The organism is Aeromonas aquatica, assembly GCF_000764655.1.
Classification (GTDB): Bacteria; Pseudomonadota; Gammaproteobacteria; order Enterobacterales; family Aeromonadaceae; genus Aeromonas; species Aeromonas aquatica.
The window spans coordinates 1-21,544 of record NZ_JRGL01000016.1 but is presented as its reverse complement, the minus strand read 5'-3'; the positions used below and the strand labels follow the sequence as shown (position 1 = coordinate 21,544).

Annotated in this window: 21 protein-coding genes; 11 read left to right on the top strand and 10 right to left on the bottom strand. The window is 60.8% G+C overall.

Features of this window, described 5'->3' with window-relative positions; all coding sequences use genetic code 11:
• Positions 1-12 precede the first annotated feature (12 nt).
• From glsB to trmB, 3 genes are all read right to left on the bottom strand, one after another.
• On the bottom strand, positions 13-933 hold the full coding sequence (gene glsB, locus LG30_RS0104695; RefSeq protein WP_033129563.1) for a glutaminase B: 921 nt from the start codon (positions 931-933) through the stop codon (positions 13-15).
• A gap of 99 nt (positions 934-1,032) precedes the next feature.
• The gene (locus LG30_RS0104690; RefSeq protein WP_033129562.1) at positions 1,033-1,365 is read right to left on the bottom strand and encodes a YggL family protein; all 333 of its coding nucleotides are present in this window, start codon (positions 1,363-1,365) and stop codon (positions 1,033-1,035) included.
• A gap of 29 nt (positions 1,366-1,394) precedes the next feature.
• On the bottom strand, positions 1,395-2,108 hold the full coding sequence (gene trmB / locus LG30_RS0104685) for a tRNA (guanosine(46)-N7)-methyltransferase TrmB (protein WP_033129561.1): 714 nt from the start codon (positions 2,106-2,108) through the stop codon (positions 1,395-1,397).
• Positions 2,109-2,410: 302 nt separating this feature from the next.
• Here trmB and LG30_RS0104680 point away from each other — a divergent pair, with 302 nt between their 5' ends.
• Entirely contained in the window at positions 2,411-3,478 is a 1,068-nt protein-coding gene (locus LG30_RS0104680; RefSeq protein ID WP_033129560.1) for a M28 family metallopeptidase, read from the top strand.
• 295 nt (positions 3,479-3,773) lie between these two features.
• Positions 3,774-4,955: an aminotransferase-like domain-containing protein gene (locus tag LG30_RS0104675; protein ID WP_033129559.1), complete on the top strand. Its 1,182-nt coding sequence runs from the start codon at positions 3,774-3,776 to the stop codon at positions 4,953-4,955.
• A 69-nt stretch (positions 4,956-5,024) separates the two neighbouring features.
• Here the strand turns inward: LG30_RS0104675 and LG30_RS0104670 are convergent, their stop codons facing one another.
• The gene (locus LG30_RS0104670) at positions 5,025-6,557 is read right to left on the bottom strand and encodes an EAL domain-containing protein (protein ID WP_033129558.1); all 1,533 of its coding nucleotides are present in this window, start codon (positions 6,555-6,557) and stop codon (positions 5,025-5,027) included.
• 289 nt (positions 6,558-6,846) lie between these two features.
• Here LG30_RS0104670 and LG30_RS0104665 point away from each other — a divergent pair, with 289 nt between their 5' ends.
• Positions 6,847-7,752: a TIGR01777 family oxidoreductase gene (locus tag LG30_RS0104665; protein WP_033129557.1), complete on the top strand. Its 906-nt coding sequence runs from the start codon at positions 6,847-6,849 to the stop codon at positions 7,750-7,752.
• A gap of 96 nt (positions 7,753-7,848) precedes the next feature.
• Here the strand turns inward: LG30_RS0104665 and LG30_RS0104660 are convergent, their stop codons facing one another.
• Entirely contained in the window at positions 7,849-10,290 is a 2,442-nt protein-coding gene (locus LG30_RS0104660) for an ABC transporter permease (RefSeq protein WP_033129556.1), read from the bottom strand.
• Positions 10,287-11,012, bottom strand: a complete 726-nt coding sequence (locus LG30_RS0104655; protein WP_033129555.1) for an ABC transporter ATP-binding protein — start codon at positions 11,010-11,012, stop codon at positions 10,287-10,289. Before LG30_RS0104655 ends, LG30_RS0104660 begins: the two co-directional genes overlap by 4 nt.
• Positions 11,013-11,108: 96 nt before the next feature.
• Here LG30_RS0104655 and LG30_RS0104650 point away from each other — a divergent pair, with 96 nt between their 5' ends.
• Positions 11,109-11,717 carry an arylesterase gene (locus LG30_RS0104650; protein ID WP_033129554.1) on the top strand — a complete coding sequence of 203 codons (609 nt, stop codon included), beginning with the start codon at positions 11,109-11,111 and terminating at the stop codon, positions 11,715-11,717.
• A gap of 194 nt (positions 11,718-11,911) precedes the next feature.
• On the opposite strand, the gene LG30_RS0104645 is transcribed toward LG30_RS0104650, so the two are convergent.
• The 3 genes from LG30_RS0104645 to LG30_RS0104635 form a co-directional block, all read right to left on the bottom strand.
• Positions 11,912-12,856, bottom strand: coding sequence for a chemotaxis protein CheV (locus LG30_RS0104645; RefSeq protein ID WP_033129553.1), 945 nt, complete (start codon positions 12,854-12,856; stop codon positions 11,912-11,914).
• A 354-nt stretch (positions 12,857-13,210) separates the two neighbouring features.
• On the bottom strand, positions 13,211-14,275 hold the full coding sequence (locus tag LG30_RS0104640) for a porin (protein WP_033129552.1): 1,065 nt from the start codon (positions 14,273-14,275) through the stop codon (positions 13,211-13,213).
• Positions 14,276-14,647: 372 nt separating this feature from the next.
• On the bottom strand, positions 14,648-15,058 hold the full coding sequence (locus tag LG30_RS0104635) for a CBS domain-containing protein (protein WP_033129551.1): 411 nt from the start codon (positions 15,056-15,058) through the stop codon (positions 14,648-14,650).
• 153 nt (positions 15,059-15,211) lie between these two features.
• On the opposite strand from LG30_RS0104635, the gene LG30_RS0104630 reads away from it, so the two are divergent.
• From LG30_RS0104630 to LG30_RS0104620, 3 genes are read left to right on the top strand one after another with little or no spacing between them, the layout of a single operon-like run.
• Complete coding sequence (locus LG30_RS0104630; RefSeq protein ID WP_033129550.1) at positions 15,212-17,122, top strand: ABC transporter ATP-binding protein; 1,911 nt, start codon at positions 15,212-15,214, stop codon at positions 17,120-17,122.
• Complete coding sequence (locus LG30_RS0104625; RefSeq protein ID WP_033129549.1) at positions 17,115-17,576, top strand: DUF2390 domain-containing protein; 462 nt, start codon at positions 17,115-17,117, stop codon at positions 17,574-17,576. Before LG30_RS0104630 ends, LG30_RS0104625 begins: the two co-directional genes overlap by 8 nt.
• Positions 17,570-18,424, top strand: a complete 855-nt coding sequence (locus LG30_RS0104620) for a 23S rRNA (adenine(2030)-N(6))-methyltransferase RlmJ (protein ID WP_033129548.1) — start codon at positions 17,570-17,572, stop codon at positions 18,422-18,424. Before LG30_RS0104625 ends, LG30_RS0104620 begins: the two co-directional genes overlap by 7 nt.
• Positions 18,425-18,493: 69 nt before the next feature.
• Here the strand turns inward: LG30_RS0104620 and LG30_RS0104615 are convergent, their stop codons facing one another.
• Entirely contained in the window at positions 18,494-18,700 is a 207-nt protein-coding gene (locus LG30_RS0104615) for a hypothetical protein (RefSeq protein ID WP_033129547.1), read from the bottom strand.
• Between the two features lie 180 nt (positions 18,701-18,880).
• On the opposite strand from LG30_RS0104615, the gene LG30_RS0104610 reads away from it, so the two are divergent.
• The 4 genes from LG30_RS0104610 to LG30_RS22660 all read left to right on the top strand — a co-directional run.
• Positions 18,881-19,243 carry a DUF2061 domain-containing protein gene (locus tag LG30_RS0104610; protein WP_033129546.1) on the top strand — a complete coding sequence of 121 codons (363 nt, stop codon included), beginning with the start codon at positions 18,881-18,883 and terminating at the stop codon, positions 19,241-19,243.
• A gap of 391 nt (positions 19,244-19,634) precedes the next feature.
• Positions 19,635-20,063, top strand: a complete 429-nt coding sequence (locus tag LG30_RS0104605; protein ID WP_033129545.1) for a VOC family protein — start codon at positions 19,635-19,637, stop codon at positions 20,061-20,063.
• A 306-nt stretch (positions 20,064-20,369) separates the two neighbouring features.
• The gene (locus tag LG30_RS0104600) at positions 20,370-21,170 is read left to right on the top strand and encodes a hypothetical protein (protein ID WP_033129544.1); all 801 of its coding nucleotides are present in this window, start codon (positions 20,370-20,372) and stop codon (positions 21,168-21,170) included.
• A gap of 91 nt (positions 21,171-21,261) precedes the next feature.
• Positions 21,262-21,544, top strand: a 283-nt coding sequence (locus LG30_RS22660; protein WP_238566381.1) for a hypothetical protein, incomplete at its 3' end; no start/stop codon positions are given.

Below are 21,544 nucleotides of genomic sequence, written 5' to 3'. Positions count from 1 at the left end.
GAGTGAACAAGGTTAAAAAATAGAGCGGCCCAGGCGCTCCGCCAGCAGCTCCAGCGCGGCCGTACCGGCCAGGGAGTTGCCGGCCTTGTTGAGCTCGGGCGACCAGACACAGACACACAATTCCCCGGGGATCAGCGCCATGATGCCGCCGCCGACCCCGGACTTGCCCGGCATGCCGACCCGGTAGGCAAAGTCACCCGCCTCGTCATAGAGGCCGCAGGTCGCGAGCAGGGCATTGACCTGCTTGGTGGTGCGCGCCGGCAGCAGCGGCGTGCTCTCGCCGAGGGGCACCCCGCGATTGGCCAGATAAAGGAAGGTGCGGGCCAGATCGACACAGCTCATGCGGATGGCACAGGCATTGAAGTAGCTTTGCAGCACCTTGTCCACCTCGTTTTCGAAGTTGCCATAGGCCTTCATCAGGTAGGCGATGGCCGCGTTGCGGGCCGCATGCTGATACTCGGAGCGCGCCACCACCTGATCCGCGACGATTGCCGGATTGCCCGACAACCGGCGCACCAGCTCCAGGGTACGCTGGCGCGGGGCGGTGAGACGGGTCTCCAGCAGATCGCTCACCACCAGGGCACCGGCGTTGATGAAGGGATTGCGGGGAATGCCCTGCTCGAACTCCAGCTGAACCAGCGAGTTGAACGGCTGGCCCGAGGGCTCCTTGCCGACCCTGGCCCAGATCTCGTCCTCCTGATAGAGGGTCAGCGCCAGGCTGAGGCTGAGGGCCTTGGAGATGCTCTGGATGGAGAAGGGCTCGAAGGCGTCACCGGCGGTGAACAGCTCCCCCTCCACGGTGCAGACCGCGATGCCGAGCCGGTCGGCGGGCACCTGAGCAAGCGCGGGAATGTAATCGGCCACCTTGCCTTGTCCCAGCAGCGGGCGAACCTGCTCAAGAATGCTGGCCAGTAATTCGGATGACAACACCATTGGCTATTCCATGAGGTGAAACGGGGTGAGGGAGCCCCCCCACCGACAAAAATCCCGCCGGCGGCGGGATTTTCTATCTGCCCGAGCGGGCACTTGGTATCAGGCGGGCTCGCCGTACCAGAGGTCGAACAGCTCGGTGACCACCACGGCTTCCATCCCCTTGCCTTCCAGCCAGGATTTGATGGCGGCGCGGTCTTCTTCGGTACACTTGCCAAGCTGCTGGGTGCAGATCATGCCTTCCCAGGCCAGGTGACCCGAGCCGGCGAAGGCCAGCTTGCGAGGTTCGATCACTTCATCGATCAACGCATCGACCAGCGCATCGATGGTCTCTTCGGCGGTGCCGACCGGGAAGTTGAAACTGATGTCGAATCCCATTTCCTGGAATTCGTCGACGCGCAGTTTCTTACGCAGACGGCGACTACGATTGGCCATGATAGCTCCTTAGGTTAATTGACGGGTTATTAGCTAACGCGTTTGAAAATCAGGTCCCAAACCCCGTGCCCCAGGCGGTGGCCACGTTGTTCGAATTTGGTCAGCGGGCGCCAGTCGGGACGGGGCACCCAGTTGCCGCTCAGGGCGGTATTCTCATAGCCTTCGGCGGCGCTCATCACTTCCAGCATGTGCTCGGCATAGTTTTCCCAGTCGGTGGCCATGTGGAACACGCCACCGATGGCCAGCTTCCGGCGAATGTCCTGGGCGAACGCCGGCTGCACGATGCGACGCTTGTGGTGACGGCTCTTGTGCCAGGGATCCGGGAAGAACAGCTGCAGGCAGGCGAGCGAGCCGTCCGGGATCATGTGCTCCAGCACCTCCACCGCATCGTGGCAGATGACCCGCAGGTTGGTGACGCCGGCTTCCTGGGCGGTGCCGAGGCAGGCCCCGACGCCCGGGGAGTGCACCTCGATGCCGATGAAGTTCTTCTCGGGGGCATTCTTGGCCATCTCCACCAGGGAGGCGCCCATGCCGAAGCCGATTTCCAGTACCACCGGGGCCTCACGGCCAAACAGCGCCACCATGTCGAGCGGGGCCGGTGCGAAATCGATGCCCATGACCGGCCAGAGATCTTCCAGGGCCTTCTCCTGTCCTTTGGTCAGGCGGCCTTCGCGACGGACGAAGCTGCGGATCTTGCGCATGAACTTGCCGTCTTCGTTAAATACATCTTGGGTCACTGGCATAATCAAATTGCTCGTTATTGCATCCGTCTGGGTCACAGACGACATAAATGGATTGTTCGTCATGTCATCGGCCCGGCCACACACGACGGGTAAATCCTGCGTCATTTCAGCGGCCGGTGAAAACCGGGGAGCGAATTATCCCAAGATAGGCTCAGGGCGCAAGTGTTTCGCGCAACAAATCCCCGTCTCTGACCAATTCCGCCAGCATGGTTGACAAATGCCACCCCCTTCACAGAATCTGCCGGGCGTCAGGTGCATCCTGACACGCGATAATAAAGCCATACACAACAAAGGATTGCAGTATGAAAAAAACAGTATTGACCCTGGCCATCGCGACCCTGCTGGCCGGGTGCAACCCCTCGGACAATGATTCCCAGCCCCCCGCCCCCGCCAGCCAGGCTTACGAGTATCTGGTGCAACTGAGCTCCAGCGCCGAAGGCATAGGCGCCAGACCCACGGGTACCGAGGCAGAGACCCGCGCCGCCGCCTGGATCCAGGATCACCTGACCGGCTGGGGCTACGAGGTGCAGAACCAGCCATTCAGCTACACCAAGAGCGGCGCCAGCAAACAGTCCCAGAACCTCATCGCCGAGCTCAAGGGCCAGAGCGACAAGGTGATCCTCATCGGCGCCCACTACGACAGCACGGGTGACAAGAAGGGGTCTGAAGGGGCCACCGACAACGGGGCCGGGGTCGCCGCCCTCTTGGCGGTGGCCGAGGCGCTGAAGGATCAGACCCTGCCCTACACGGTGCGCTTCGCCTTCTTCGGGGCGGAAGAGAACGGCCTCAACGGCTCCAAGGCCTATGCCGCCGGCCTGGACGGCGCCGCCGTCGCACAACTGCTGGCCATGGTGAACTACGACACCATCGCCGGCGGTGACATCGTCTATGTCCACTCCGCCCACTCGGACGTGGCCGAGTACAGCTGTGCCGAGCCGGGCCGCTACAGCTTCGATCCCAAGGTGCGGGACCGTCTGCTGGCCATCTCCAAGCAGGGCGCTACCCCCTTCGCCATTCACCCGAGCTATCCCGGCTATCCGGAGGGGGAGACCGGCAGTTGGTCCGATCACGCTCCCTTCGCCTGCCTGGGGGTACCGGTCGCCTACGTGGAGGCGACCAACTTCACCATCGATGGCGCCGATGGCTATGACGGCTACTCCCAAAGCACCAACCCGGCGCTGTGGGACTGCTACGACGAGGCCAGCAAGAGCGCCTGCGATCGGGACAGCGAGACCCAGTGGGGCAAGATCTGGCACACCCAGTACGACCGCCTCGACAAGATGGCCGAGCTGTTCCCGGGCCGGGTCCAGCAGCAACTCGGTGCCAACACTGACCTGATGATCCGCTTCCTGAAAGAGCCGGGACTCTAAGTACTGAACTGATGATCTGCATCTTCACTGAAAGAGCCTGGGCTCTGAGGACCGGATTGATGATCTTCTTCGTCAAAGAGCCAGGGCTCTGATCCGGCGATAACGGCGGCAGGCGTGCCCTGCAGAGAGATTGACGCCCTTTTCGCCACGGGAAGCCATAAAATGCGGGCAGGTGCCAAACCTGCCCTTTTTTATGGATTTTTGTTGCAGCCATTGCCTCATTTTTTAAATCTGATACAAACGGATAACCTGGCGGTTGAATGGAGCGACCGCCACCTTAGTCAGAGAGAACCCTATGCAGCCGTTTTTTGCCCAGCGCTTCGAGAAGGTCGAGCCTTCCTTTATCCGTGAAATCCTGAAAGTCGCCACCAATCCGGAGATCATCTCCTTCGCCGGCGGCCTGCCCAATCCCCATCTGTTCCCGGTCAAGGCTATCGACCAGGCCTGCCAGGACGTGCTGCGCGAGCAGGGTGCCGCGGCCTTGCAATACGCCACCACCGAGGGCTTCGCCCCGCTGCGCCAGTACATCGCCGATCGCTACCTGAGCCGTCACGGCATGAGCGTCAATCCCGATAACATCCTGATCACCAGCGGCTCCCAGCAGGCACTGGATCTGCTGGCCAAGGTGCTGGTCAACGAAGGGCAGGATCTCATCATCGAAGAGCCGGGCTATCTCGGCGCCATCCAGGCGTTTTCCGTCTATCAACCGAACTTCAGGCCCATCACCCTGGGGGAAGAGGGGCTGGATCTGGCCGCGCTGGATGCGCTGCTGGAGCAGGGCTCGAACGCCAAGCTGCTGTACGGGGTGCCGAACTTCCAGAACCCGAGCGGTGTCTCCTACAGCCGCGCCAACCGCGAAGCGCTGGCCGAGCGGCTGGTGCGCCACGAGCTGCTGATGATCGAAGACGACCCCTATGGCGAGCTGCGCTTCGAGGGGGAACACCTGCCCCCCATCGCCAAGCTGGCGCCGAGCAATACGGTACTGCTCGGCTCCTTCTCCAAGACGGTGGTGCCCGCCTTCCGTCTCGGCTGGATGCTGGTGCCGGACTGGCTGCGCAAGAAGGTTACCATCGCCAAGCAGGCGACTGACCTGCACAGCAACGCCTTCAGCCAGCAGGTGCTGCACCGTTTCCTGACCGACCATTCGCTGGATGCCCACCTCGAGAAGATCAAGGAGGTCTATGGCCGCCAGCGCGCCGCCATGGAAGCCGCCCTGACACGTCACTGCCCGCCAGGCGTGAGCTACACCCGGCCACAAGGGGGCATGTTCCTCTGGCTGACCCTGCCTTCGAGCGTCAGCGCCATGGCGCTGTTCGACGAGGCGATCAAGGAGAAGGTGGCCTTCGTCCCTGGTGCACCCTTCTACGTTCGCCCTGAAATACAGAATACCCTGCGTCTGAGTTTCTCCTGCGTAGACGAAGCCACTACGGAAGAGGGCATCAAGCGCCTCTGCCGCGCCCTGGCCCGCATGCTATAAGTACCCCCTGAATGAAAAAAACCAGCGACGATCGTCGCTGGTTTTTTTATGGCGCCATGGAAAGGGCACTCAGCCTGTCAGCTGCTTGCTGAACTCCGCCATCGGCACTGGCCTGCCATAGAGGTAGCCTTGCTGGAAGGCCACATTGCGCGCCCTCAAGTAAACGGCCTGCACCTCGGTCTCCACCCCTTCCGCCACCAGTTGCAGGCCGAGCCGGGTCGCCAGGTCGATGACGTTCTCGACGATGTGGCTGGAGAGCGCATCCGAGCCGATCATGCCGACGAAGCTCTTGTCTATCTTCAGAAAATCGACCTGGAAGGCTTGCAGGTAGGCGAGACTGGAGTGGCCGGTGCCGAAATCGTCGATGGCGATGAAGACCCCCAGCGCATGCAACTCGGCGAACAGTCGATCTGTGGTCTCGTCCGCGACGATCAGCTCCCGCTCGGTCAGCTCAAGCACCAGCTTGATAGGGTTCGCCTCGAACGCCTCGATGAAATCGCGGCAATCCTCCACCAGACTGAGGTCGTGGCAATGGCGGGCACAGATGTTGAACGCGAAATGAAACCCGGCCGGCAGTTCATGGGCCCGGCCGGCGAACTGGGCGCGCACCTGCCTCATCAGCGAACGGGTCATGGGCACGATGAGCCCACTGTCCTCCGCCATGGGGATGAAGCGATCCGGCGAGATCATGCCCTGCTGGGGATGCTGCCAGCGCATCAGCACCTCGCAACCGCTCCAGTGGGCGTCTTCTCCTGCCACCACGGGTTGCAGATAGGGGATGAACTCCTGATGGTCCAACGCCCGCCTCAGTTCCTGCTCCGGGGAGGTGGAGCGCCCCGTCAGCCAGAAGGCGCCGCCCCCGAACAGCAGGCTCAGCAAGGGATAGAGGATGAGGCTGACCTTGGAGTAGTCCCACAGATGGGCACCGTAATCGCGGTTCGAGATGCTGGTCACCACCTTGAAGGGATACTTCTCTGACGCCTGTTCCAGATAGCCAGGGGTGTCGGGGGCAAACAGCTGATCCGTGAGTCGACTGTCCCGCAACAACATCTGCGGGCCCACCACCAGCCCGAGCGGCGAGTCGCGGCTCATCATGTCCAGGATGTTGAGCAGATAGTAGCCATCCACCCCCACCAGCACAGCGTATTTCCCCACCTCCTGGCGGTAGACGATGAGCGGCCTGTTCGGCGTCACCGGGTTGCCCCTCATCAGGTCGAGCTTGCCCCCGACGTAGTTGTCGAGATCGATCTCCCCCTTGACGGGGCCGTAGAGGGAGGTGCAGTAGATGCGCTCCCCCTCGGTCAGGCCGACGCTGCGCACGTCCGGCACCGTCGCCACCTGATCCCGCAGCCCCTGCACCACCTCGAGACAGGGCTTGCCGACGCTCCCCATCACCGCCGAGGCGGCCAGCTCGGCATTGCCCAGAGTACGCTCGAACATGTATTTCGCATGCAACAACCGCTGCTCCGCCTCCTGCCTCACCCCGGTCATGGTCTGCCAAATGGTGACAACAATACCAAGCACCATGGGCAAGAGGCCTACCAGCAGGGAGAAAACCAGGCGACGTTGGTATTGGCGCGCCTTCAGACGATGAAACGGCATAATTCTCCACGACTCCAGCGGTGAAAAAGCAAACAATTTTACAGCTTGTCGCCGGCTTGGCAAGTAATGAGGGACTCAAAAGCTCGCCAGGAATTCATCGTCCCCCTTAAAACAGGCCTCCAACACATATCTTTATCGACAGGCTGCCAAGGGGCATCTGCATCACCGGATCTGGCTCCAATGTCGGGGCCAGTCCGAATGACAAAACAATAATACCCGCAAAAACAACCGCTTGTTCATCTGCGTCCGGCCCTCTAGAGTAGAGTCAACGGCATCGGGGAGGCAGCACATGAAGATACTGATCACGGGGGGGACCGGATTCATCGGCCGTCGTCTGGTGGCCCATCTCAAGGTACAGCACGAAGTGATGGTGCTGACCCGTCAGGGCAGCCGGGCCTACGATCTGCTCGGCCACGACGTCAAGCTGCTCGATAACCTGGACCGGCTGGACGATCTCAATGACGTGGACATCGTCATCAATCTGGCTGGTGAACCCATCGCGGCCGGGCGCTGGAGCGAACCCCGCAAGCAGTTGCTGTGCAACAGTCGCTGGCTGCTGACCGAACAGCTGGTCGACCTTATCAAGCTATCGAGCAGCCCGCCCCGCCTGTTGCTCAATGCCTCCGCCATCGGCTGGTACGGCCGCCAGGGGGATGAGCCGCTGGACGAGCGGTGCCACCATCCCCACGACGAATTCACTCACCGGCTCTGCCAGCAGTGGGAGCAGCTGGCGCTGCAGGCCAGGAGCCCGCAGACCCGGGTCTGCATCCTGCGCATCGGGCTGGTGCTCGGCCAAGATGGCGGCGCCCTGCCCAAGCTGCTGCCCCCCTATCGCCTCGGCCTCGGCGGCCCCATGGGCTCGGGCCGCCAGGTGATGAGCTGGATCCACATTCAGGATCTGGTGCGCGCCATGCTGTTCCTGCTGGAGCACGAGGAGTGCAACGGCATCTTCAATGGCACGGCCCCCCAACCGGTCGACAACAACACCTTCAGCCAGAGTCTGGCTCGCAGCCTGCGCCGCCCCCACCTGCTCTGCGTGCCGGCCGGGGCGCTGCGCCTGCTGATGGGAGAGTCGGCGGATCTGCTGCTCACCGGCCAGCATGTACTGCCCGCCCGCCTGCAGCAGGCGGGCTTCCATTTCACCTATCCCGAGCTGCCCCTGGCCCTCGACGACCTGCTGCACCCCCCGCGCTGAGCGCCCATAAAAAATCCCGGCCAAGGCCGGGATCGTCTGATTTTCGCAAACAGGCAAGCCGTAGGCTCGATGACACCACTTGGTGGCTAATCGAACCTACAGCAGCCCCTGCCCCAGCCCTCTGAGTCGGTCGCTCAGGGTGCCCGCCAGCAATTGACGGCGCATGCCCTGGCCGGCCAGGGTCACCAGCAGGGCCCCCAGCAGCGGCAAGCCAGCCCAGATGGCCCAGTGGAACTGCCACTGCCCATCGAACCACCACCACTGCAGGCCAAAGGAGCAGAGCTCCACCACCATGGCGGCGCACAGCCCCGCCAGCGCGCCGCTCGTTACCAGCTCCCAGCGCAGCATCTTCTCCAGCAGTTTGCTGCCGGCCCCCAGGGTGCGCATCAACAGCAGCTCCCGGCGCCGGGCGGACATGCTGGCCTGGGTCTGGGTCAGCAGCACCAGCAGGGCGGCCACGGTCACCAGCCCCAGCATCAACCCCAGCGCCCGGCTCACCTGATCGGAGACAACGGTGAGCCTGGCGATCAGATCCTCAACATCGATGAGGCTGACGGTCGGGTGGCGGCGGATCAGCTCCACCTCGGCACTGCGTCCCTCAGGCGGCAGGCGATAGCTGCCAAGCCAGGTCTGGGAGAAGGGGGCCAGCACGTCCGGCGAGAAGATCATGTAGAAGTTGGGTCTCATGTTGTCCCACTTGATGGACCTCAGGCTTGTCACCCTGGCCTCGAAGCTGCGCCCCTCTATGGTGAAGCGCAGGGCGTCGCCTAGGGCGATGCCCAGCTGGCCGGCCAGCACCTCGTCGACGGAGACCTCCCCCTTGCCGCCGAGCCATTGGCCCGAGGTGACCTGATTGTCGGGTGGCAGGGTCGCAGTAGTGGTGAAGTTGAGCTCGCGGTTCACCCCCTCCCGCGCCGCATCCTCACCCACCGCCTGACCGGCGATCCGGGTCAGGCGCCCCCGCACCATGGGGTAGAAGTCCGAGGTGATGGCGCCGGCACCCTGCAGATCGGCCAGGATCCCGTCCCGCTCCTCGTCGGCCACATTGACCAGGAAACGGTTGGGGGCATCCGCAGGCAGGCGGGCAGAAAAATCATCCAGCAGATCGACCCGCGCCGCCCACAGCAGGCCGAACAGCATCAGCGCCAGTGCGAAACCCGCCAGCTGGAACAGGCCGCTGCCCCGCTCCCGGGAGAGATGGCTGATGGCCAGGCGCAGGGCGTGGGGCCCTTTGAGCCGGCTGCCAAGGCGCAGCAATCCGGAGGCGAGCAGCGCCAGCAGCGCCATCAACAGCCCCATGCCACCGATGAGGCCGAGCGCCAGCCTGGCATCGGCGGTGAAGCCCCACACCAGGGCAAACAGGCCGAGCAGCCCGACGGGTAGCGCCAGCCAGGGCGGTATCCCCGCTTCCAGCTCACGGCGCAGCACCCGCAGTGGCGGCACCCTGAGCAGGCGCAGGAAGGGCACGAAGGCCAGCAACAGAGTGATAAAGAAGGCGACCGAGATGCCGAGGACGAACGGCCGCCAGGAGGGAGGCGGCAGATCGCTGGGCAGCAGATCCCCCAGCAGTTGCAGCGTCAACCACTGCATGGCGCTTCCCGCCACCAGGCCGATCAGGGCTCCTATAAGGGTCAGGGAGGCGAGCAGTGTGCCCATCAGCTGCCAGAGGGTGCGCCGCGACGCGCCCAGCGTCTTCAGCAGGGCCACCATGTTGGTCTGGCGCTCGGCGAAGTGGCGCACCGCTATGCCCATGGCCAGGGCCCCGAGCAGCACCCCAGCGAGCGACGCTAGCCGGAAGAAGCGCTCCGCATTGGCCAGGGATTTGCCCACCTGGGAGCCCTGATCGTCCGGCTTGAGCAGCTTCTGCCCGGCCTTCAGCCTGGGCTTGAGCCAGCGCTCATACTCGGCTACCTGTTCGCGGGAGCCCTTGAGCAGGTAGCGCCACTCTTGACGACTGCCCGGCAACAGGGCGCCGGTCGCCTCGACATCGGCACTGTGGATCAGCGCCCGGGGCGCCATCTGGAAGGGGCTGAAGCCCTGATCCGGCTCCTGGCCCAGCTCGCCCGCCACGGTCAATTTGGTATTGCCGACTTCCAGCTCATCCCCCGACTTGGCGCCGAGCAGCTTCATCACCCGATCGGAGAGCCAGATCTCGCCGGGGGCCGGTGCCCGCTGGGGGTTAAGCTCCAGCTTGCCATAGAAGGGGAAGTCGCTCGGCACGGCGCGGATGGAGGCCAGTTGCAGCCCGTCGCCGTGAAACAGCATGCTGTTGAAGCTGACCGTGGTCTGGACCGCGAGGCCCGCCTCTGCCGCCTGTTTGAGCCAGGCCTCCGGTGCCGGGGTCGCGGATCGCAGCACCCGGTCGGCGCCGATGAAGTCACGGCCGGACGCCTTGAGCCCTGCATCCAGCCTGTCCGCCACCAGCGCCACGCTCAGCACGCAGGCCACGCTCAGGGCCAGCGCCAGCACAAACCAGCGCAGCTCACCGTTGAAACCTTCCCGCTTCAGCAGCTTGAATCCCAGTCGCCACTGACTCATGGCAGCTCCCTGACGCGGGGGGCCAAGACAACGTCGGATGCCGGCGCATCCGCCTCCAGTCGTCCCGCCGCCATCACCACCTGCCGTTGGCAGCGCTGGGCCAGTTCATGATCATGGGTCACCACCACCAGGGTAGTGTTATGTTCTCTGTTCAAGCGAAACAGCAGTTCGATCACCGTCTCCCCTGTCTTGCTGTCGAGGTTGCCGGTCGGCTCGTCCGCCAGCAGCAGGCTGGGGCGAGTCATGAAGGCCCGGGCGATGGCGACCCGCTGCTGCTCGCCGCCGGAGAGGCGCGGCGGCAGATGGTGCAACCGCTCACTCAGCCCCACCTCGGCCAACAGCTCGCGGGCCCTGGGTTCACAGTCGGTTTCACCGCGCAGCTCGGCCGGCAACATGACGTTCTCCAAGGCGCTCAAGGTCGGCAGCAACAGGAAGGACTGGAACACGAAACCCACCTGTTCGGCCCGCAGCCTGGCTCGCCCCTCCTCGTCCAGCCGGGTCAGGGACTGACCGAGGATCTCGATGTCGCCGCTGCTCGGCAAGTCCAGCCCGGCCAGCAGGCCAAGCAGGGTCGACTTGCCGGAGCCGGAGGCACCGACCAGGGCCAGCGTCTCGCCGGTATTGACTTGCAGGTTTATCCCTTCAAGGATGGTGAGGCTTTCCTGGCCGAGACGGACGGTTTTGCCAAGCCCTCTGACGGTGATGATGGGGGTCGAACTCATGATGCGTTTCCTGTTTCCCTTGGCCCTAAATGACAATACATAATGTTTCCTGGTTACCCAGGCCTTTACTGACAATTAATGATGGGAGTTGAATCCATGGCGCGTTTTCTGTTCGCCTTAAGTTGCCTGTGTTGCTGGGTGTCGTCCGTGCAGGCCCAGACCCTGCTGGTGCTGGGGGACAGCCTGAGTGCCGGCTACCAGATGCAGGCCGAGCAGAGCTGGCCTGCCCTGCTCGATCAGAAATGGCAGCAGCAGGGGGGCACGCACAAGCTCATCAACGCCAGCATCAGTGGTGAAACGACCCAGGGCGGGCTGGCGCGCCTGCCCACCCTGCTCGAGGAGCACAAACCGGACTGGGTGTTGATCGAACTGGGGGCCAACGATGGCCTGCGCGGCTTTGCCCCCGCCATCACCCGGGCCAATCTGGCCAAGATGGTGGCGCTGACCAAGGCCAGCAAGACGAAGACGGTGCTGACCCAGATCCAGTTGCCCCGCAACTATGGCGCTCGCTACCTGCAGCAGTTCGAGCAGATCTTCCCGGAGCTGGCGCAGGCCAACGGGCTGCCGCTGATGCCTTTCTTTCTGGATGATATTGCGCTGCGCCCTGAACTCATGATGAACGATGGGCTTCATCCAACGGCCGCGGCACAGCCACAGATCCGCGACCGGGTCGCGAGCTTTATCGAGCCCCTCTTGACCCAGTGACCCCAAGGGGCGAACGCGGGCTCCAACCCACCAAAACGAACGCACCCGCCAAGGCGGGTGCGTTGCTATCTGTCTTTGCCAGATCCAGAGCCTCAGGTTCTGACCCATGCATTCTTGAATCCCCTGCCAGCAGGCCAGTTCGACTGTAAGTTGGCAAGGCACGACGCAGTCGGCTATGACCGGCTGAGTCGGGTTCACACCCCCAGGATCTGACGCATGCGCTCCTGGGTCACCCCGACCAGCAGATCGGGCTGGAACTTGGAGATGAAGCGATCACATCCCACCTTCTTGACCATGGCCTCGTTGAAGTTGCCGCTGAGCGACGTGTTGAGGGTGATGAAGAGATCGGACATGCGCGGATCGCTGCGCACCTCATGGGTGAGCCGGTAGCCATCCATCTCGGGCATCTCGGCATCGGTGATCATCAGCATGATCTCGTCGGTCACCTTCTTGCCCGCATCGCACCACCCCTTGAGCAGCTTGAGCGCCTGCAGCCCATCCTGACACTCGATGACCTCGAGCCCGAGCTGGGCGAGCGTCTCCCGCACCTGATTGCGCGCCGTGCTGGAATCGTCGACGATCAGCACCCGGCGACCCTGCATCTGGGGCAGGATATCCTTGTCCAGCACCTCGGCCGAGATGCGGATGTCATAGGTGATGATCTCGGCAAGCACCTTCTCCACGTCGATGATCTCGACGATCTGATCGACACCTCCCTCGGGGATCCGGGTGATGGCGGTCAGGTAGTTGGAGCGGCCGGCCGAGCGGGGGGGCGGCAGTATGTCCTTCCAGGTCATGTTGACGATGTGGGCCACCTGACCCACCAGGAAGCCCTGAATGGTGCGGTTGTACTCGGTGATGATGAGGTTGGATTCGTTGTCGACCGCCATGGGGCGCATGCCGATGGCGCCGCGCAAGTTGATGACGGGAATGGAGACGCCGCGGATGTTCGCCACCCCGCTGATGTTGTGATGGGAGCCCGGCATCTTGTTGAGATGAGGCAGCTTCACCACCTCCCGCACCTTGAACACATTGATCGCAAACAGCTGCCGGGATCCCAACCGGAACATCAGCAACTCCAGGCGATTCTCCCCCACCAGCTGGGTACGTTGATCCACCGAATCCAATATGCTCGCCATATAACGCCCTTACGTCCGTTTCCCGAGTGCCGCCACCGTAGCACGGCGTCGACATACCAATCAGACCCGCATTCCCCCGCCATAGGCGCAACGCAAGTCCCTATAGAAATAATGAAAAGGGTCGAGGAAAGATAGGATCTTGACCGCGGGGCGTGATCCTCGCCCCATAGCCACCGCATAGAGCGGGAAACCCGATCGCCATCGGCCCGACAAGAGGGTTATCGACCAGGAGGGGACAATGCTGAGCTGGGGATTGGTCTGAGGTTCCAAAAGCGCGAGCTTATGCTGCGCCCATAAAAAAACCGGCCGCAAAGCGGCCGGTCAAAAAAATACAGTAGGCAGTCAGGGAATGACTTAGAAGTGGTACTGCATGGCCACGCCAACGACGTCGTCGGTGTTCTGACCGAACTCGTTGTAACCATCAGTATCGCCACCGCTCAGCAGGTTGGCCTTGTAATCAACGTAAACGTCGAAGTTTTCGTTGATGTTGTACCAGGCACCGATAGAGACGTATTCGGTCAGGGTGTCGTCGAAGGTCTCACCCTTCACGTCCAGGCGGTTATACGCCAGGGACGGCTTCCATTGACCCCAAGTGTACTGAACCACGGCTTCGTAACCGTTGCTCTCGTCGGCGTAGCCGTCGTTGCCAGCCTGGTTCACATAGACGTGGTCTTCGCCATAGGCGTAGGTCGCGGCAGCGTACAGGTTGTTGGCGTTGTACTTGATACCAACGGCGGTCAGCTTCGCATCGCCGTCACCACCGAAGTTGGAATTGGCGCTCTGGTCGGCAGTCTTGCCAGCCTGGTTATAGGCCAGACCCAGGCTGATACCCATGTCGAAGTTGTAGTTGGCAGACAGGGCATAACCTTCGGCGGAACCCTTGGTCCAGCTGGAGGCGCTCTCGTTCTGAGCTTCGTTTTCGCCAGTGAACTGAGCACCCAGCACCAGGCCGTCGAAGGTGTAGAGGTACTGAGCCAGGCCGTTGGTACGACCGGTACCGAAGACTTCGGTACCCTTGCCCAGGCCATCGCCGCCCCACTCTGGCAGAACGTCGGTGTAATCGTTAACGGCCTTGGCAATCAGACCGTCCTGACGACCGTAGCTGAAGGCGCCGAAACGATCGTTCTTCACGCCAACATAGGCGTAACGCAGTTCGTTATCGGAGCTGTTGGTCGGCACGTTGTACTGAACAAAACCGTTAGCAACGGTTTCGTTGTTGATGCGGGTTTCGCCAGCGATATTCAGACGCAGGTAGCTCTGGTCGCCGTTTTCGCTGTCGTTGTCACTACCGTAGTACATACCTTGAACACGGCCACCGATGTCCAGCTTGGTACCGTCTTGGTTGTATACGGTAGAAGCCTGGGCAGCACCTGCCAGCAGCAGGCTGGAGATGGCCATAGTCAATGCTGTCTTTTTCATTGTTCGTTCCTCTGGTGTAAACACTAATCAGACCTGCAGACCTGTGCTCGGTCATTATGATCGGGTCTATGTTCCGATGACCTAGGGTAGATCCCCGAACCTTGACAGGAACTGAAGCGGTTGGTGATTAGTTCGAAAAAGCGGGCTCCAATCAGATATCAGCGACATTTTATGTCGCTGATATTGACAAGTGCCGCCCATTTAAACGAGCCGAATGGATTTATTGCAGATTAATAAACCAGTTAAAGGGGAAGATGCAGATGATGATATTGACACATACATCATTAAAGCCCAAGTATGAGCATCCCGGCACCGCGAGAACGACGCCAGCCCCCACATGGCGCAGACCCGGCCTGACAGCCGGGCGGGTATTCAGGCCGGTGTCCATTCCTGCATGACGCGCAGCAAGTCTTTCCAGCTGAGGATGCCGACCAGAGCGCCGTTCTCCAGTACCGGCAGGCAGGAGACATGCTGCGCCAGCATCATGCTGGCCGCCTCTTGCAGTGGTCTGTCCGGGGCTATGGTGACGGGCTGGCGACTCATGATCTGGTGGGCGCGCCGGTTGAGGGTCTCGGTATCACGGTTCATCTGCGCCTCGGTGCCGAGATAGGGGCTGAGGGCACGCAGCAGATCCCTGTCCGAGATGACGCCGACCAGTACATCCTCTTCCAGCACCAGCAGGTGGCGAAAGTGGGCCTGCTCGAAGATCTCCTTGATGACGTTGAGCCTGTCATCCATGGAAACGGTCGCAACCCGGGTCGTCATGATCTCTTTAATCAGCATGGCAGCCTCCTGTCCCCTGACAGATGTCTCTGTTATGGCACGTTTTTCTTGCCGCAGCCAGCCAGGCCCCCCAGCCTAAAGTGCAAATCTGCGCCATTTCACGTAAGATCCGCGCCAGTTTCTCTCCTTCCATTGAGCCAAGCAGATCCATCCATGATAGTTGCCAGTCAAATCGAACTGATCCGCGGCGGCCGCACGCTGCTGGACAACGCCTCCTGCACCATACATCCCGGCCACAAGGTGGGTCTGGTAGGCAAGAACGGCTGTGGCAAGTCCACCTTCTTTGCGCTGGTGCGGGGCGAGTTGGCCATCGACAACGGCAGCTTCAGCCTGCCCGCCGGCTGGCAGATAGCCGGCGTCGCCCAGGAGACCCCGGCGCTGGACTGCTCAGCGCTCGATTATGTGATCGACGGCGACAAGGAATTCCGCGCCCTGGAGGCCCAGCTCGCGAAGGCCGAGCAGGATGACAATGGCCTGCTGGTGGCCGAGCTGCACGGCAAACTCGACACCATAGGTGCCTACAGCATCCGCTCCCGCGCCGCCGAGCTGCTGCATGGCCTCGGCTTTAGCGACGATCAGCTTGGCTCGCCGGTGCGCAGTTTCTCCGGTGGCTGGCGCATGCGCCTCAACTTGGCCCAGGCGCTGCTGTGCCGCTCCGACCTGCTGCTGCTGGATGAGCCGACCAACCACCTGGATTTGGACGCCGTCATCTGGCTGGAGAAGTGGCTCAAGGGCTACCAGGGCACCCTCGTCCTTATTTCTCACGACCGCGACTTCCTCGATTCGGTCATCAACCGCATCATCCATATCGAGAACGGCAAGCTGAACGAATACACCGGCGGCTACTCCGATTTCGAACTGCAACGGGCCGAGCAGCTCGCCCAGCAGCAATCCATGTACGAGAAGCAGCAGCGGGAAATCTCCCACATGCATGCCTATGTTGACCGCTTCCGCTACAAGGCCTCCAAGGCCCGTCAGGCCCAGAGCCGCCTCAAGGCCATGGAGCGGATGGAGAAGCTGCTGCCGGCCCACGTTGACTCCGAGTTCAGCTTCGAATTCCGCGAGCCGTCGGCCCTGCCGACCCCGCTCATCGCCATGGAGAACCTGTGCGCCGGTTACGGCGACAAGGTGATCCTGGAGAAGATCAAACTCAACCTGGTACCGGGTTCGCGTATCGGCCTGCTGGGGCGCAACGGCGCCGGCAAGTCCACCTTCATCAAGATGCTGTCGGGTTCCAACCCGCCGCTGTCGGGCAAGCTGGAGGTGAGCGCCGGGGTCAGTATCGGCTACTTCGCCCAGCACCAGCTCGAGACCCTGCGTCTCGATGACACCCCCCTCGACCACCTGGTCCGCCTCGCACCGGACAAGACAGAGCAGGAGCTGCGCAACTACCTCGGCAGCTTCGGCTTCCACGGCGACAAGGCGCTGGACAAGGTCGCCCCCTTCTCCGGCGGCGAGAAGGCGCGGCTGGTGCTGGCCCTGGTCACCTGGCAAAAGCCGAACCTGCTGCTGCTCGATGAACCGACCAACCACCTGGATCTGGAGATGCGCCACGCCCTGACCATGGCGCTGCAAGGCTTCGAGGGTGCCATGGTGGTGGTCTCCCACGACCGTCACCTGCTGCGCACCACCACCGATGACTTCTATCTGGTGCACGGCGGCCGGGTCGAGCCGTTCGACGGCGATCTGGACGACTACCACAAGTGGCTCGGCGAGCAGGAGAAAGAGGCGAACGCCAAGCCAAGCGATGGCCCGGTAGCCGCCAACTCCGCGGTGGCCCGCAAGGATCAGAAGCGGCGCGAGGCGGAATTCCGCCAGCAGACCCGGCCCCTGCGCCAGAAGCTGGAGAAGCTCGAGGCCAGCATGGAGAAGCTGCAGACCCGGCTCGCCGCGGTGGAGGAGCAGCTGGCCGACCCCGCCATCTACGAGGAGAGCGCTAAAACCAAGCTCTCCGAACTGCTCAAATCCCAGGGCCCTATAAAGGAAGAGCTGGAAGGGGTCGAGCTGGAGTGGATGAGCCTCAGCGAGGAACTGGAAACCCGGGAGCAGACCTTCTTTGCGTGATGAACTCTCGATGACCGCCGAGCGGGTGGCCAGCCATGAACTGCCCAATCCGGTCGATTTCTGGCACTGGAGCAGCAAACGCTATGCCGAGCGCAGCCAGGACTGGCTCGAGGTGCAGACGCTCGGCGGCAACGTCAATCTGGCCCTGCTGCTGCACCGGCTGGATCAGGATGGCATCCTGGTCGAGCTCGCCGATCTGCAACCGGCGCTGGTGCAGACCGAGGTGGTGCTGACCCCCTGGCGGGCCCTGCGCCAGAACGCCAAGGCACGCCTGGATGAAGCCGAGTACCAGTCCATGCTGGCTCACGAACTGGAGCTGGAACGGTTGCAGCAGGGGGTCCTGTTGCAGACCCTGCGCGGCCTCAGCCTGGTGCGGGGCAACAGCCACAACTTGTTGAACTACCTATCGTTATTGGGAGCCCTTCAGGGCTCCCTCAGAGACCTAATATGCTGAGTTATCGCCACGCTTTTCACGCCGGCAACCACGCCGACGTGCTCAAACACGCCGTTCAGGCCCTGATCATCGAGTCCCTCAAGAAGAAGGAAAAACCCTTCATCGTGCTGGACACCCATGCCGGTGGCGGTCTCTACGACCTGCGCGGCGACTGGTCCCAGAAGAAGGCGGAGTACGCCGACGGCATAGGCCGCCTGTGGGACGAGCGGGCCCAGTGGTCCGCCATGGCGCCCTATCTTGGCGTGATCGAAGAGATGAATAGCGATGGTCAGCTGCACTACTACCCGGGTTCCCCCGAGCTGTCGCGCCGTCTCGCCCGCGAGCAGGACAAGCTGGCCCTGATGGAGCTGCACAACAACGAGGTGGAGGACCTGCGCGCCAACATGGGCTACGACCCCCGCGTCGCCGTCCACCACCGCGACGGCTTCGAGGGGCTGATCGCCCTGCTGCCCCCCACCCCGCGCCGGGGACTGGTGCTCATCGACCCCCCCTATGAGCTGAAGGAAGACTACTTCGCCGTGGTCGATACCCTGAAAAAGGCACAGAAGCGCTGGGCCACCGGCATCTATGCCCTCTGGTATCCCATTCTGGGGCAGGAGGCGGACAAGTCCCGCGACATGCTCAAAGCGATCAAGCGGGAAAACTTCGGTAACGTCCTGGTGGCCGAGCTGGAAGTGGCCGGTCAGACCGCCGACTGGGGCATGAACGGCTCAGGCATGCTGATCATCAGCCCCCCCTGGATGCTGGCCGAGCAGATCGAAGCCTTCTTGAAACCCCTGTGCGCCAAACTGGCGCAGGGCGCGGGTGCCCATTACAGGGTGGAGTGGCTCAACAAGGCAGCCGACTGAGCCCTCACCGACCGAATGACAAAGCCCCGAAAGGGGCTTTTCTCTGTCTGCCGTTGCCGGGATGACGCCTCAGACCCAGACCGGCATATCTCGCCAGAGCGCCAGCACAAGCAAGGCCAGCAGGGCCAAGGGCGGGAACAGACAAAGCAGCACGCACAGAACGGTGATAAGCACAGGATGGTGGCTCTTGCGCCGCGCCAGTCGCCAGGCCACGACGCCGGCGACGATCATCAGCAGCAAGATGAACAGCACAAACAGGTTGGCATTAAGGGTCATGAAAGCGCCTTTTTCATGGCAAAGGCACACTCTAGCGCCGCCGTGGCCCCAGGCAAGTCCCCAACCTGGTGGTCTCGACCTCGGTCGATAGGCTTTTTCTATTCAGCCGATAGATGCGAATAGTTTTCATTTGATGTGATTCCGGGTGATACTGCACTCATCGCCAGAGGAGACACCATCATGAAAAAGACCATCAGCTTTGCCATCCTGCACTTCAGTGTCGCCTTCACCGTCGCTTACCTGCTGACCGGCGAACTGCTTACCGCCAGCCTGATCGCCCTGATAGAGCCCGCCGTCAACACCGTCGCCTTCTACTTCCACGACCTGGGCTGGCACAAGCTCAAACCCGACCACAGCCTGCAGGCCAAGACCAGCAGCTTCGCCCTGGTGCACTTCTCGGTGGCCTTCGCCGTCGCCTACCTGCTGAGTGGCGAGCTGCTCACCGGCGGCGTCATGGCGTTGATAGAGCCTGCCATCAACACAGTCGTCTTCTTCTTCCACGAGCGGCTGTGGCGAAGCCGCCAGCAACTGGCACTGGCATAAGGGAGGGCGACCAGCCCTTTCCCTTCACGAGCGGCTATAGCAGCCGCCAAACCCTGGTGCTGGCCTAAAGGAGGCCAGCAAAACTGGCCCCATGAGCCCAATGAGCCCCCTCTTACAGACCCCGGGCACCGACACGTCTCTTGCCATAGCGACTCATTATTTGATCCCGCCCAGAAATCCATCACCCTGCTCTTCCCCTCCACATCTCACCGGCTAACATATCCGAATGGCAATCAACGCCTCGTCGGAGTCTCCCCATGAGCCACGCCAACCCTCTCGCAGGTAAAGAGCAGCACACCGGAGGCTGAGATCCAGGGGCGGTAGCGTGCCAGACGGTAATGACAGGCAGGGGACCGGTGACTTATCCAACTATGTCGAGTGGAGTGAGTGTATGGAAACGCAAACACTGCATCGCGGTCGACTGATCGACCATCTCCAGCTGGTGGTGAAGGACCTGGCCGCCAGCCAGCGCTTTTACACGGCCATCCTGGCCACCCTGAATATTCCGATGGGGGGGACGGGCGAGGGTTACTTCTGGGCAGACGAGCTCTTTGTCACGTCCATCGACAGCCCGGCGGCGCTCGGCATACTGACCGGCCGCCATCATCTCGCCTTTCAGGCGCAAGACCACGCCATGGTGGCGCGCTTCTATCAGGTGGCGCTGGCCCACGGCGGCCAGGACAACGGCGCCCCCGGTGAGCGCCATTATCATCCCGGCTACTACGCCGCCTTTGTGCTCGACCCGGACGGCAATAATATCGAAGCGGTGTATCACGGCGAGGCAAAGCGCAGTGCGGAATCTGTGGTGATCCGGTTTTAGGAAAAAATACGGAACACCAGTGATGCGGGCCTCGCCATGGAGCAACCTGGTGACCACACCTTGCTCAAAGAGTGAATGTCCTGATTTTCTTATTGACTGTGTTTTTATACAGCTGTAATGATAGGGCCAAAAGAGGACGTCAAGTGAAGACGGACAGGCACTGAACCAAGACGATAATGTGATGATTTTAAATAAAATTTCGTCACGGTGATAAAGTCGGTACGGAGTTATACGGAAGGACCCAACATCGGATTAGTACAGCCTTCCATCTAGTCACTGTTAGACTCAAGAAAGAGTATTTTCAAAATGATGGTGAGTGACGAAAGATACCGGGGGCATCAAGTATTTTCTGAGCTGGATGAGTACATTGATTTTTATCGCAGCCTATCTATATCCGTCATGAGTTTTGCCACCATGGGTACTACGGCTTTCGTTAGTATGGATACCTACGTCTACTCGTCAATTCAGGGTACGGTTGACTCGATCAAGACTCTTCTTGAAAAAGGGAGAATCAATGATTGTTATAGCTTAGTGAGGAAGTATTTTGATTCAGCCGTTATAAATGTCTACTCGAACTTATATCTCCAAGACCATCGAAGCATCGATAACTATACAGTTGAAAAAGTCAATAACTGGCTCCACGGAAAGGAGAAACTTCCAGAATATCGAATAATGTCACAGTACATCAAGAAAAGTCGGGTACTTGAAGCAATAAACAACCTGCTATATGTCAACGAGTTGTACAAAAATGTCAGAGAACGCTGCAATGATCATACGCATTACAACTATTTTAAAAATGTTCTACTTAATGACAGCGAAGTCTATTTAAAAGAAAGGTCTTGCATTTTAGATGAGCTATTGGAAGATGTGAGATCTATTTTCATTCTTCACTTGTCATACATTTGTACTATCTGCCAGCATTATATGATGTCTAGCGACTACCTAGATCACCTTGAGTGCGGTATGACACCACCAGAGGATTCGCAATATTGGGTTTCTCCATTCTTTCAAAATGCATTTTCGAAAATATTGATGAAAGAAAGACCGGATATAGGCAGCGCTATTTTAAGTAGCACCTCCATGCACTTAGAGGGAGAAATTGCCTAACAAGCGCAAGCACAGCGACGGCTTTTTCGTTGCGGCTTCGCCTCCTCTACAAAGCCACGCGTGCTGCGGGCGTTAGGTTGGAAGAATGCACATGCAGAACATCACCACATCGATCATTTATGTATTTTTACTTCTTATCCCAGTCAAATCCATATCGATGGAGATATATAGATGCGAGGTAAATGGAGTAACAATCTTTAGTGACATTAAATGTGCATCGAATGCAAATATCATAAACTCAACCACAAAGAAAAAACAAGAAGAATACTCTGGACACTTCGAACGAAACGGAAGCGATGACAGTATTCACGATCACCCATCATATGATTCAAAAGCGGATTCAACAATTTACACAGGCCCTAGAGGCGGTAAGT

Coding starts and splice junctions, on each gene's coding strand:
- glsB (WP_033129563.1), bottom strand. CDS start 933: ATGGTGTTGTCATCCGAATTACTGGCCAGCATTCTTGAGCAGGTTCGC.
- LG30_RS0104690 (WP_033129562.1), bottom strand. CDS start 1,365: ATGGCCAATCGTAGTCGCCGTCTGCGTAAGAAACTGCGCGTCGACGAA.
- trmB (WP_033129561.1), bottom strand. CDS start 2,108: ATGCCAGTGACCCAAGATGTATTTAACGAAGACGGCAAGTTCATGCGC.
- LG30_RS0104680 (WP_033129560.1), top strand. CDS start 2,411: ATGAAAAAAACAGTATTGACCCTGGCCATCGCGACCCTGCTGGCCGGG.
- LG30_RS0104675 (WP_033129559.1), top strand. CDS start 3,774: ATGCAGCCGTTTTTTGCCCAGCGCTTCGAGAAGGTCGAGCCTTCCTTT.
- LG30_RS0104670 (WP_033129558.1), bottom strand. CDS start 6,557: ATGCCGTTTCATCGTCTGAAGGCGCGCCAATACCAACGTCGCCTGGTT.
- LG30_RS0104665 (WP_033129557.1), top strand. CDS start 6,847: ATGAAGATACTGATCACGGGGGGGACCGGATTCATCGGCCGTCGTCTG.
- LG30_RS0104660 (WP_033129556.1), bottom strand. CDS start 10,290: ATGAGTCAGTGGCGACTGGGATTCAAGCTGCTGAAGCGGGAAGGTTTC.
- LG30_RS0104655 (WP_033129555.1), bottom strand. CDS start 11,012: ATGAGTTCGACCCCCATCATCACCGTCAGAGGGCTTGGCAAAACCGTC.
- LG30_RS0104650 (WP_033129554.1), top strand. CDS start 11,109: ATGGCGCGTTTTCTGTTCGCCTTAAGTTGCCTGTGTTGCTGGGTGTCG.
- LG30_RS0104645 (WP_033129553.1), bottom strand. CDS start 12,856: ATGGCGAGCATATTGGATTCGGTGGATCAACGTACCCAGCTGGTGGGG.
- LG30_RS0104640 (WP_033129552.1), bottom strand. CDS start 14,275: ATGAAAAAGACAGCATTGACTATGGCCATCTCCAGCCTGCTGCTGGCA.
- LG30_RS0104635 (WP_033129551.1), bottom strand. CDS start 15,058: ATGCTGATTAAAGAGATCATGACGACCCGGGTTGCGACCGTTTCCATG.
- LG30_RS0104630 (WP_033129550.1), top strand. CDS start 15,212: ATGATAGTTGCCAGTCAAATCGAACTGATCCGCGGCGGCCGCACGCTG.
- LG30_RS0104620 (WP_033129548.1), top strand. CDS start 17,570: ATGCTGAGTTATCGCCACGCTTTTCACGCCGGCAACCACGCCGACGTG.
- LG30_RS0104615 (WP_033129547.1), bottom strand. CDS start 18,700: ATGACCCTTAATGCCAACCTGTTTGTGCTGTTCATCTTGCTGCTGATG.
- LG30_RS0104610 (WP_033129546.1), top strand. CDS start 18,881: ATGAAAAAGACCATCAGCTTTGCCATCCTGCACTTCAGTGTCGCCTTC.
- LG30_RS0104605 (WP_033129545.1), top strand. CDS start 19,635: ATGGAAACGCAAACACTGCATCGCGGTCGACTGATCGACCATCTCCAG.
- LG30_RS0104600 (WP_033129544.1), top strand. CDS start 20,370: ATGATGGTGAGTGACGAAAGATACCGGGGGCATCAAGTATTTTCTGAG.